Raw genomic sequence first — 10077 nt, forward strand, 5'->3', positions numbered from 1 at the left:
TACAGGTTTTATAAGACCTGCAGATACTTTTTGCATTATGGAACTGTTAAAAACCAGATTATAAAAGCGTTATTGGAACTAAGATATTTAACAACTATTGAACAAGACTATCTGGTATATTCCTTGCTCAATGGCAAGGAGACATATTCTGATGCAATCATCTCTATCCGTACATCACGAGAAGGCGCTAAGTTGGATTATTGTCAGGAAATGCAAGGAAGTTCACAATTGAGCTCCATTCAGCATTTCAAAGATAAAGGTATATTTGAACTATACTTCCAGAACGGACAGCATAGATTATCAATGAATTTTATGGCAGAAAGCAAATATGGCGACATGTTACGTAGATTAAGCTTTTATGCAGTCGATATTAATAAGCGGCATTTATTGACTTCTGAGAAAAAAACTCGCCATTTGCCACATGTTATTAAGGCATTGTTTATAATGGAATCTCCCGAAACAACTAAAGCATTTGGAACATTAACTGTATCATATGAGCAGGCTCATGGACAAGAGTTAATTCAGGGGGACTTTATTATTTTTATTAATCAAGACATGGACAAGCTTCACGAGTTTTTTGTCTTCCAGATTGTTGCATGTAATAAAATTCCAAATGGATTCCAAATTGAGTTTGAACGAAGACATGTAATAAACCCGGAGAGCGAACAGGAAATAATTCAAATGATAAGGGAGACATAAGATGGCTAAGTTAGACCAAATAGAACAATTTAATATTGGAAACATTTTTCCTGAATCTTATGAAGATACATATCTCGCGACAAGACATATAGCAGAGAAACCAATAGATATTCCAGAGAATGTAATCGTAAAGCTAAAAGAAAAAATAGTTGAGAATGGAGTATATTTTGGCGATGATAACCTCCTCAGGGAAATTGTTGCTGGCCTTGTAAAAGGCAATATTATTTTACAAGGCCCTCCAGGAACAGGGAAAACTACTTTAGCAAAGATAATTTGCGAAGTTTTTCATGTAAATTTCGATGAGGCGACAGCAATATCTGATTGGACAACATATGATACAATTGGAGGTTTGCAACCAGATACAGATGAAGCAGGACATGAGATTTTGAAAGGCAAAAATGGATGTATCGTAGAAAGCATCATTCATTGTTGTAATTCTGTTGTCCAAAACGAGCATTATGATGGAGCAAAACAAGCCAGTTGGCTGATTTTAGATGAACTGAACAGATGCGAAATCGACAAAGTATTTGGAGAGTTATTTACTGCGTTTGGAAATGATTCTTTAACCACTGCAAAATCAATTCGCTTGTGGTATGAAAAGGATGAAAACAAAAAATGTATTTATATTCCGAATCGTTATCGTATCATTGGCGCCATGAATAATATCGATAAAAATTTTGTTTTTGATATATCTCAGGGGTTATCAAGAAGATTTACGTTTATCGAGATACTGCCGCCCGCAGAAGAATACTTTGAAACAGAAGTTGAGAATGCAAAGATTCAAGCGAAAAAACGGGTGATAGGGAAAGTAGGCAATTATGGAGCGCAGAAGATAAACGATAGTTTTTTCGAAACGCTTAACAATCATGGAGCTTTTTTATCTTCCGAACGAGAGATGAAAGATTTTATCCGCCATATTAGATATCAACGGGCAGAAGACGCCTCATATCTTGGATTGGCGTTAGGAACCGCTCAGATTATTGACGCTTACGAGACATTGTATATTTCATTAATTTTGGATGGTTCTGATTTTGCAATTCTGGAAAAGAAAGATGTATTATCCATGATCGACATGGTAGTGGCAAGTAGAATAGTACCGCAAATTGACGGCTTTGATTATATGAAATTGAATGCCTTTTATACTGCGATAAGTGAAAAATCTGAGTTTAACATGTTTGATAAATCAAAAAGCGCAATACTTAAATATATTCATTAAAAGGAGAACGGCATATGGATCATAATCTGTTTACCGACAAACAAATTGAATGTCTCTATTCAGATGGCGGATTTTTATCCTTCATTAATCAATATTTTTCATCATTTTCTACATGCATACAGGAAATAGGCTATGAACTTGATACGACCAAAATTACTCCTACAGATTGGGAAATATATTTGAGAATCGTCCTTGCTAATATTGAGACATTACATGAGCTTATTTCGGATTTGGATTCATGCTTGTCAATGGCCCATGCAGATAAAGAGGAAACATATATCGGCAATATAGGGGGACGTTTAAATGTGAGTAAATATACCAAACGTCTGACACAAAGGCGATATCCGAAAGATTATCCATGTGTAGTAAAAGCCAAAACTTATGTGACTCCAGAAAACGTTTATATCATTTTTATTATCAAAAATATCCTTGAAATGCTTGATAGGTTTAAAAGATTTTTAAGGGATAAAGGAAATGCCGCAATTTATAGAGAATTAAGTCTGATAGAGCATCATTCTAAAGCTTTTCGTATGTTTTCAACCAAGGCTTATTTCAAAGAATGTCAGCAGTTATCAGATCAGATAAAAAAATCATATGGCAATGTTTTTCCCTCCGAAGAAATAAATATTATTTATAATCGCATTCATAAAAGTAAAATTAGAAATCCTTTAAACTATCAAAAAATTTTTAATTGGTACAATGCTTTTCAGCAAGGTTCTGTCATTAAATCTCACTCAAAAACACTAAATATTTTGAGATATTCGAATGATTTTGCAAATAAACTTTTTGAACTCTGGTGCCTTTACAGCATCAAACAGACATTTATATCTGAGTTTGACGCTAATCTGATAGAGGAAAAAAACATTATGGAAGTTGGCGATGGATATGTGTTTAAATTATCTGTTCCTACCGGAGGCATATTGGAAATATATTATCAAAAAGGCGCAAATTTATATTGGAAAACGAAAGAGGAATTAGTTTGGAAATATAATAAAAATGGAACATTACAAGGACTTAGAGGAATTCCTGACATATCAATACGTTATATGTCAAAAGAAAATTCACTGGTCATGATTGATGTTAAGAATAGAATTCGCAATTCAGGCGCAAACACGGAAGAAATATACAAAATGATTGGCTATTTCACTAATTTCAGAAGAGCCTTTGAAGAACACTGTAGCAAAAATGTAAAAAAACAAGGTGCATTGATTTTTCGAAATGATGCAAATGCATTTGATGAATTGTTAGAGAGTGAAAATGGTTATAAAATTATGACGCTTTCCGCCGGCATAGGGAATCAGTCAAACCTCAATATCATGCAATTCAAAAAATTGTGTAAGTATGTTTTAGATGTTCAAGGAATAGACGGCACTACATGTGAATGATTGTGATTCTGTGGATTATGCTCCGCTCTGTCTGGAATATTGCAGAGCTTTAGAAGTAGAAATGAATGAATTGATATTCAATCCATTTAAAGCAAGCGAAGATATATTACGATTATCACAGCGTAACTTTTATTATGATAAATTAAAAGAAACGAGAGAAATGACATTGGGAGAATGTATATATCTATTAGATAAATGCACCCATCATGCGCATCCATTAACAGAACTCAAAAGAAGCATTCAAATTAACATGAAACAATATCAAAAACTTTTGGGAAATGCCGTAAATATATTGAGAAATTTAAATAAAAATGAACGGCAGTCTGATCATGGCATGCAGATCCATCGGCCTTATGGACTGCCAATGGCATTTTGAGCATAACATTTTGCCAAAAACATTTAATCATCACTTACGTAAATATCAAAAATCTTTTCTTCTACAACTCTGACACACTCATTGACATCGTTCGCAATATCTTTTCCCCAAAACCGCACAACATTCCACCCTAAAAACATAAGTTTCTTCTCATTTTCCCTGTCTCTTTGCCTGTTTCGTTCAATTTTCTTAATCCAATAGTCTGCATTATTTCCTCTTTGTAACTGTAACTTTAATTTGTCCCAATCTTTCCCATGAAAAAACTCACTGTCACAAAATATAGCAATCTTGTATTTAGGGATAATAATATCCGGCTTTCCAGGCAATTTCGCACAATTTTTGCGGTACCGGAATCCCTTTTTCCATAAAGCCTTTCTTAAAGCAATTTCAATAGATGTATCTTTGCTTTTCACACGCTTCATAGTTTTCGTAACTATTGCTTTATCACGTGCCATTACATTGCACCTCTCTTCTTAAAACAAAAAATCCATCCTTTGTCCATGCATCCATCAGCACAAACCCATTTTTATTCCGATGCGCAGCGCATCCCGGAAGCAATGCCGTTTTACCTGCCATTTTCTAGCCACAGACTGATAATTCTGTCTACAAGCACATCATATAGCCTATTTGATTATACCACCTTCAGTTTCTATTTACCACCATAAACCAAAGGACACATCCATGAAAGATGTAAAGCCTAATCCCCCTTTTTGGAAGACTCCATAACCGCAAACTCTGTTTTCTCTTTTTCTTTTATTCATAATAGACAATTTTCCTTTTTTTAAATTAGCAGGTTTGGCCTTCGCAGGGTACGCCCCGTCCGCTTCTGAAAAAGACGCAGTTCTGGAAAGTCCTGTCCATATTGGCATTGTTTTCACACAAGCTGGTTTGGGAGGCAATTCTTTCAACGACCTGGCGGGGGTGAAACACGCTGCTAAAGATTTTGGGAGTACCTATGACCAGGTAGAGCCAAAATCTGTCGCAGATGAGGAGAGCATCCAGGACGAGATGGCGTTTTCTGAAGAATACGATCTAATTATCTGTGTTGGGGATGAACAGGTTGACGCGCTGAATAATGTAGCTTCTGTCTACACAAACCAACGTTTTGCCCTTTTGGACGCCACATCCCGGCTTGACAATGTAGCCTCATATTCCTGTAAGGCACAGGAAAGCAGTTTTATGGTCGGGGCTCTGTCTGTGCTGGCGAAGCAGAAGCAAATTGACAGCAAACTGTCTGACGGCTAAACCTGAATCAAAACACCATTGCACCGGATTTCATTATGGCGAGTATGCTCAAAAGACTGGATACTTTCGCTTATCATGCCATTGCCAGTGTGGTGGTGGGCGCCTATACCGGAGAAAATCAGCTTTTGGGACTAAGTGACGGCAGCATGGATTTCACCATGGAAGGCAATAATATCAAAGTTCCCGATGCCGTGTTAAAGAAGCTTCAGGAAATCCGGGAGGACAGGTGGAACTTTTTGAGACAAAGCTTGCAGGACTGGAACAGCAGATTGGAAAACTTTCCGGCGGCAATCAGCAGAAAATGATTTCTGGAAGAGAAACCAGCCATGCCCCTGGGTTTATGCTGGTGGCACAGCCTGTCAGGGGTTTGGACATCGCAGCCATAAAAAAAGTACATAAGACGTTGTTAGACCTGAAAGAACAGGGCAACGCCATCTTGCTGATATCTGCCGAACTGTCAGAGGTCATGAACCTCAGTGACCGAATTGCAGTGCTGTATGAGGGAGAAGTCACTGCCGAGTTTGAAAATGGCACATGCACAAAAGAAGAAATTGGATTGTTCATGACAGGAAAAAGAGCAGGAGGTACAGGCAAATGAAAAAAACAAAAGAGACTCCATGCAGGAGCAATGGCGGCAGTGCTGACTGCCTTAGGCCTGTCTTTTCTGCCGGCGCATCTTCTGATGCCCATAAGCATTTTCACGGGGATTCTGACAGGTATGGCTGTTGGCAGCATACCGGGGATTTTTAAGGCAAAGCTTAACGCCAGTGAGGTGATTGTTGCTATAATGCTGAACTATATTTGCACGCTGTTTACTTCCTGGCTGGTGAGCGGACATGTAAAAGCACAGGGCTCCACACCTCAGACCCATGTGAGCCCCGAAGGGGTATGGTTTGGGCGGCTGATTCCCCAGACACAGCTTACCAGCTCCTTGTTTTTACTTTTGGCAGTGGCCTTTGCCCTGTATATTTTCTTATGGAAAACATCCCTTGGCTTCCAGCTTCGGGCAGTATGCGCAAATGCTTCTGCAGCCGGCACAGCCGGGAGTAAAGTCCAGTTACTTTTGGTTCTTTCCATGATATTAAGCGGCGGCTTGGCTGCCTTGGGAGGGGTCTGGGCGCTTTTGCGGCACAATTGCAGAGTGGGGCGGAGTCATTCTTCTGGGTGTGGAAGACATGATGCTTCTTGGAGCATTTTTGGGAGTTGCAGACTCTTTCTTTACAGGATCCGCCTTTGCCGGAGTGCTCGTATCCATCCTTGCCGGAGGGGTGGTGGGCTGGCTCTATGCCCTGTTTTGCATTAAATGGAAGGCGCACCAGTCCGTAGTTGGCGTTGGGGTCAACCTTTTCGCCAGCGGAATTACGGCGGTGCTTCTCAAAGCCATTTGGCACACAGAGGGAATGTCTGATCCTGTCAACGCAATTTCTGGCATCACCGTACCGATTCTTTCGGATATTCCCATTATTGGGGCATTATTTAAAAATCAGTCGCCGTATTTATATGTTATGTTTGCAATTGTGGCTGCTGTTTGGATTCTGTTTTACAAGACAAAGTTCGAGCTTCATTACCGTGCCATCGGCAACCAGCCCCATGCAGTTCAGACGGCAGGCCTGACGGTAAATATTTTCGGCGGCTGGCAGCCATTAGGCTCCCTTGGGGCCGGCATGGTCTTCGCGGTTGCCCAGGCAGCCAGATTTTACCTTACTGATTTTGTAATTCCTTCTCAGCTCGTACAGATGATGCCCTATATCATTATCCCGTTAATTCTGTTATTTGTCGGAAAGAAAGCAAAAGGGCCGGAAGCACTTGGAAAATTGGTCGATTAGGTGTATACTGCAAGTAAAACAAGTTATAGAAGGAGTATATACCTGTTATGGAAAATATCATCAAAGAAAAAACGTGAAAATGCCCTTATATGTAACTGTATACGAGACGATTTGCCAATGGCTGAAAGAAGGCAAATATAAGCCTGGTGATAAACTGCCGGGAGAGAATATCCTGGCAGAGCAGTTTCAGGTGAGCAGAGGCACTTTACGGCAGGCTATGCTTCTTCTTCAAGAGGATGGATTAGTTGGGAACCATCAGGGAAAGGGCAATATTGTTCTTTCTAATCAGGATTTACAGTCAAACGGGCTGGAAAAAGTTGGGAATCCGATTATGGATTTCTGCGTCCAGCCCATAGACCGGGTAGTGACTGCCATCGGCTTTCAGCCAGCTACCCGCAAACATCAGGAAGTGTTAAAGCTCAGGCCCTCCAGTATTGTTGCGGTTATAGATATCACTTATTTCCACCAGGATGCTCCTGTTGGGTTTGCAATGGTATATATGCCCTATGAGTTTTTGGACAAAGGGGAAGTAGATTTGGAAGATACGGACAGCGTCTATGAATTTTATGCAAAACTTTTGTCCCCAGGAGGCTTGTACAGCGATACCAAGCTGCGTATTGTACACACCAGGGAACGCCTTGCAAATATTTTGAATATTCCGGAAGGGGATCCGCTTCTGATTCTGGAAGAGGAATTATATACCGAATACGATACGCCGGTATTGTCCAAAAAATGTATATGGGAGCAGTTCTCTATGAGATCAGCCTGCGGAGAAAAAGTAAATAAACTTCCTTCACGCGGAATCTATGGCTCAAAGACATAGAAACAATGATAAATTGAGGTGATTAACATTGAAAACTTTTCATAATAAGGCAGAAGCAGGACAGATTGGGAAAACTCTTCTGATGCCAGGAGACCCGCTTCTCGCAAAATATATTGCAGAGACTTATTTGAGAACGCCTTTTGTTACAACCAGGTCAGAGACATGTATGGATATACCGGTTATTACAAAGGCTGCAAAGTGTCAGTGCAAGGCAGCGGAATGAGAAATCCTTACATGGGAATTTATGCATATGAATTGTTTCGTAACTATGGCGTGGAAACTATTATCCGTATTGGAACTGCCGACGCGATCCATGAGGATGTTGCTGTAGGCGCTCTGGTTTTTGCAATGGGATGCTGCACCAATTCCAATTTCCCAATGCAGTACCATCTGCCAGGCACATTTGCGCCAATCGCAGATTTCTCGTTGTTAGAGCAGGCTGTGGGAATTGCACGAGAACAAAAAGCACCATTTCATGTAGGAAACATATTCAGTTTAGATGTATTTTATGAAGACCAGGAGGGTAAAAAAGGAATTTGGGCTAAAATGGGGGTTCTGATTCAGGAAATGGAAACCCTCTCCCTCTACTGCACTGCGGCAAGGGCAGGCAGACGGGCATTGGGCATACTCACTGCCGGCAGCAGCCTTCACAGCAATGAGACATTGACAAATGAGCAGAGGGAGCAGAAACTAGACATGATGATACGCTGTGCCTTAGGGCTGGCTGAAAGGAGTGAAAGTCCATGATGAAGTATCAGCGCATTTTTGTTATCGTAGTAGATTCCCTGGGCGTAGGCCCTATGGAGGATTCGGCAGCCTTTGGAGATATTGACGTTAATACCCTGGGACATATTTCCCAGACAGTGGAGACACTTGAGATTCCCCATTTGCAGAAAATGGGCATTGGAAACATCACGCCTTTGAAACAGGTGGAGCCTGTGGCATCTCCTTTGGGATATTATGGAAAGCTCAAGGAAAAGAGCAAAGGGAAAGATACCATGACGGGGCACTGGGAAATGATGGGACTGGAAGTGACAAAGCCTTTCCAGACCTTTACAGAAACGGGATTTCCCCCTGAATTGATTGAGGAGTTGGAACAAAGGACGGGAAGAACAATTATTGGAAATAAAAGCGCCAGCGGAACAGAAATTTTGGAAGAGCTGGCGGAGGAAGAGATTGCCACTGGGCATATGATTGTGTACACATCTGCAGATTCTGTACTGCAGATCTGCGGCAATGAAGAAACCTTTGGGCTGGAAGAGCTGTACCGATGCTGTGAAATTGCCCGGGAGCTTACCATGCGTGAGGAATGGATGGTAGGCCGCGTGATCGCCCGCCCCTATACAGGAAAGAAAAGAGGAGAATTCAAACGCACCAGCAACCGCCATGACTATGCGCTGAAGCCATTTGGAAAAACGGCATTGGATGCATTGAAAGCCAAAGGGCTGGATGTGATTTCCATTGGTAAAATCAGGGATATTTTTGATGGCGAGGGCATTACCGAAGCCCATAAATCCAAAAGTTCTGTCCACGGCATGGAACAGACCATTGAGATTGCCAAAAGTGATTTCCATGGACTTTGTTTTGTCAATCTGGTGGACTTTGATGCGCTTTGGGGACATCGGAGAAATCCAGAAGGATATGCCCGTGAAATTGAGAAGTTTGACGAAAATCTGGGGAAATTACTGGCGGTCCTGCAAAAGGATGATCTGCTGATGATTACGGCAGACCACGGCAATGATCCCACCTATACCGGGACTGACCACACACGAGAGAAGGTTCCATTCCTGGCCTATTCCCCATCCATGGAAGGCAATGGAGAGATTCCAGAGCAGGAAACTTTTGCAGTAATTGGGGCCACAGTAGCAGATAATTTCGGTTTGGAAATGCCGGAAGGCACGATTGGGGAATCTTTGTTGGATGTATTAAAGGGGATTGTCAAGTAAAAAGTGTAAGTTTTAAAATTTCAATCTGGAGGGACGTTACTGGAGTTCCTCCAGTGTTTTGTCAACATCCCAAAATCATGAAAATTTCCTGTCAATGGAACAGGAATAAATTTACTTGTCAGAGACATACTAAATCTGTAAAAACTAACTTACAGATGTTACTCAATTTGAATACGTTGTTGTAGTTCCCAATTATTTCTTGGTATGGTATAATAATAAGGCCTAATACTATTAGTGAATGGTAGTTGTAGTTCCCAATTATTTCTTGGTATGGTATAATTTTTTATCAGGAAAAAACAATGAAAGTCAAGTTGTAGTTCCCAATTATTTCTTGGTATGGTATAATAATGCAGACTTCCAACCGTCTAAGCACCAGGTTGTAGTTCCCAATTATTTCTTGGTATGGTATAATCATTGGACGATAAATGCCGTGTGTGCTGTTGTTGTAGTTCCCAATTATTTCTTGGTATGGTATAATAATGGAATGAGTGCTTAACTTGGTTGGGTCAGCTCTGACGCTTAAAAAAATTAATTAAAAAACCTCCCATTTTATGGGAAGAT

At 40.6% G+C, this 10077-nt stretch carries 13 protein-coding genes, 2 pseudogenes and 1 CRISPR repeat array; of the genes and pseudogenes, 13 read left to right on the forward strand and 2 right to left on the reverse strand.

The annotated features are described in order from the left end of the window. The 4 genes from E5329_RS26450 to E5329_RS26465 form a co-directional block, all read left to right on the forward strand. Positions 1 to 699: hypothetical protein (locus E5329_RS26450; RefSeq protein ID WP_275443770.1), on the forward strand; the 699-nt coding region annotated here is incomplete at its 5' end. Position 700: 1 nt separating this feature from the next. Next, on the forward strand, positions 701 to 1915 hold the full coding sequence (locus tag E5329_RS26455) for an AAA family ATPase (RefSeq protein WP_135992194.1): 1215 nt from the start codon (positions 701 to 703) through the stop codon (positions 1913 to 1915). Positions 1916 to 1929: 14 nt separating this feature from the next. After that, positions 1930 to 3300, forward strand: coding sequence for a hypothetical protein (locus E5329_RS26460; protein WP_135992195.1), 1371 nt, complete (start codon positions 1930 to 1932; stop codon positions 3298 to 3300). Further along, positions 3293 to 3676 carry a hypothetical protein gene (locus E5329_RS26465; protein WP_135992196.1) on the forward strand — a complete coding sequence of 128 codons (384 nt, stop codon included), beginning with the start codon at positions 3293 to 3295 and terminating at the stop codon, positions 3674 to 3676. The genes E5329_RS26460 and E5329_RS26465 overlap by 8 nt, the downstream gene beginning before the upstream one ends. Before the next feature lie 23 nt (positions 3677 to 3699). Here E5329_RS26465 and E5329_RS26470 read toward each other — a convergent pair whose 3' ends face one another. Next, positions 3700 to 4131 (reverse strand): very short patch repair endonuclease, encoded by a 432-nt coding sequence (locus tag E5329_RS26470; protein ID WP_135992197.1) that lies wholly within the window; start codon positions 4129 to 4131, stop codon positions 3700 to 3702. Next, positions 4121 to 4252: a hypothetical protein gene (locus E5329_RS31190; RefSeq protein ID WP_275443771.1), complete on the reverse strand. Its 132-nt coding sequence runs from the start codon at positions 4250 to 4252 to the stop codon at positions 4121 to 4123. Before E5329_RS31190 ends, E5329_RS26470 begins: the two co-directional genes overlap by 11 nt. Positions 4253 to 4471: 219 nt before the next feature. Here E5329_RS31190 and E5329_RS31195 point away from each other — a divergent pair, with 219 nt between their 5' ends. The 9 genes and pseudogenes from E5329_RS31195 to E5329_RS26505 all read left to right on the forward strand — a co-directional run bounded on the left by E5329_RS31195 (position 4472) and on the right by E5329_RS26505 (position 9516). Continuing rightward, positions 4472 to 4921, forward strand: coding sequence for a BMP family ABC transporter substrate-binding protein (locus tag E5329_RS31195; RefSeq protein WP_275443772.1), 450 nt, complete (start codon positions 4472 to 4474; stop codon positions 4919 to 4921). 35 nt (positions 4922 to 4956) lie between these two features. Next, complete coding sequence (locus tag E5329_RS31200) at positions 4957 to 5226, forward strand: type 1 periplasmic-binding domain-containing protein (RefSeq protein ID WP_275443773.1); 270 nt, start codon at positions 4957 to 4959, stop codon at positions 5224 to 5226. Then, positions 5148 to 5519: an ATP-binding cassette domain-containing protein gene (locus tag E5329_RS26480; RefSeq protein WP_275443774.1), complete on the forward strand. Its 372-nt coding sequence runs from the start codon at positions 5148 to 5150 to the stop codon at positions 5517 to 5519. The genes E5329_RS31200 and E5329_RS26480 overlap by 79 nt, the downstream gene beginning before the upstream one ends. Next, positions 5516 to 5671 (forward strand): hypothetical protein, encoded by a 156-nt coding sequence (locus E5329_RS31205; protein WP_275443776.1) that lies wholly within the window; start codon positions 5516 to 5518, stop codon positions 5669 to 5671. The genes E5329_RS26480 and E5329_RS31205 overlap by 4 nt, the downstream gene beginning before the upstream one ends. Beyond that, positions 5604 to 5987 (forward strand): annotated as a pseudogene (locus tag E5329_RS32375) (ABC transporter permease subunit); the annotation flags it as partial. The gene E5329_RS31205 and the pseudogene E5329_RS32375, both read left to right, overlap by 68 nt. Before the next feature lie 31 nt (positions 5988 to 6018). Then, complete coding sequence (locus tag E5329_RS26490) at positions 6019 to 6747, forward strand: ABC transporter permease (RefSeq protein WP_408634707.1); 729 nt, start codon at positions 6019 to 6021, stop codon at positions 6745 to 6747. A gap of 79 nt (positions 6748 to 6826) precedes the next feature. Then, positions 6827 to 7570, forward strand: a complete 744-nt coding sequence (locus E5329_RS26495; protein WP_135992199.1) for a GntR family transcriptional regulator — start codon at positions 6827 to 6829, stop codon at positions 7568 to 7570. A 28-nt stretch (positions 7571 to 7598) separates the two neighbouring features. Beyond that, positions 7599 to 8317, forward strand: a pseudogene (locus tag E5329_RS26500) (purine-nucleoside phosphorylase). Further along, positions 8314 to 9516 carry a phosphopentomutase gene (locus E5329_RS26505; protein WP_135992200.1) on the forward strand — a complete coding sequence of 401 codons (1203 nt, stop codon included), beginning with the start codon at positions 8314 to 8316 and terminating at the stop codon, positions 9514 to 9516. The pseudogene E5329_RS26500 and the gene E5329_RS26505 overlap by 4 nt, the downstream one beginning before the upstream one ends. 178 nt (positions 9517 to 9694) lie before the next feature. Further along, positions 9695 to 9994: a CRISPR direct-repeat array (repeat unit 36 nt; unit sequence GTTGTAGTTCCCAATTATTTCTTGGTATGGTATAAT). Positions 9995 to 10077 lie beyond the last annotated feature (83 nt).

Origin of the sequence: Petralouisia muris (genome assembly GCF_004793545.1) — a bacterium.
Taxonomy (GTDB): domain Bacteria; phylum Bacillota; class Clostridia; order Lachnospirales; family Lachnospiraceae; genus Petralouisia; species Petralouisia muris.

Coding starts and splice junctions, on each gene's coding strand:
- E5329_RS26455 (WP_135992194.1), top strand. CDS start 701: ATGGCTAAGTTAGACCAAATAGAACAATTTAATATTGGAAACATTTTT.
- E5329_RS26460 (WP_135992195.1), top strand. CDS start 1,930: ATGGATCATAATCTGTTTACCGACAAACAAATTGAATGTCTCTATTCA.
- E5329_RS26470 (WP_135992197.1), bottom strand. CDS start 4,131: ATGGCACGTGATAAAGCAATAGTTACGAAAACTATGAAGCGTGTGAAA.
- E5329_RS31190 (WP_275443771.1), bottom strand. CDS start 4,252: ATGGCAGGTAAAACGGCATTGCTTCCGGGATGCGCTGCGCATCGGAAT.
- E5329_RS31200 (WP_275443773.1), top strand. CDS start 4,957: ATGGCGAGTATGCTCAAAAGACTGGATACTTTCGCTTATCATGCCATT.
- E5329_RS31205 (WP_275443776.1), top strand. CDS start 5,516: ATGAAAAAAACAAAAGAGACTCCATGCAGGAGCAATGGCGGCAGTGCT.
- E5329_RS26495 (WP_135992199.1), top strand. CDS start 6,827: ATGCCCTTATATGTAACTGTATACGAGACGATTTGCCAATGGCTGAAA.
- E5329_RS26505 (WP_135992200.1), top strand. CDS start 8,314: ATGATGAAGTATCAGCGCATTTTTGTTATCGTAGTAGATTCCCTGGGC.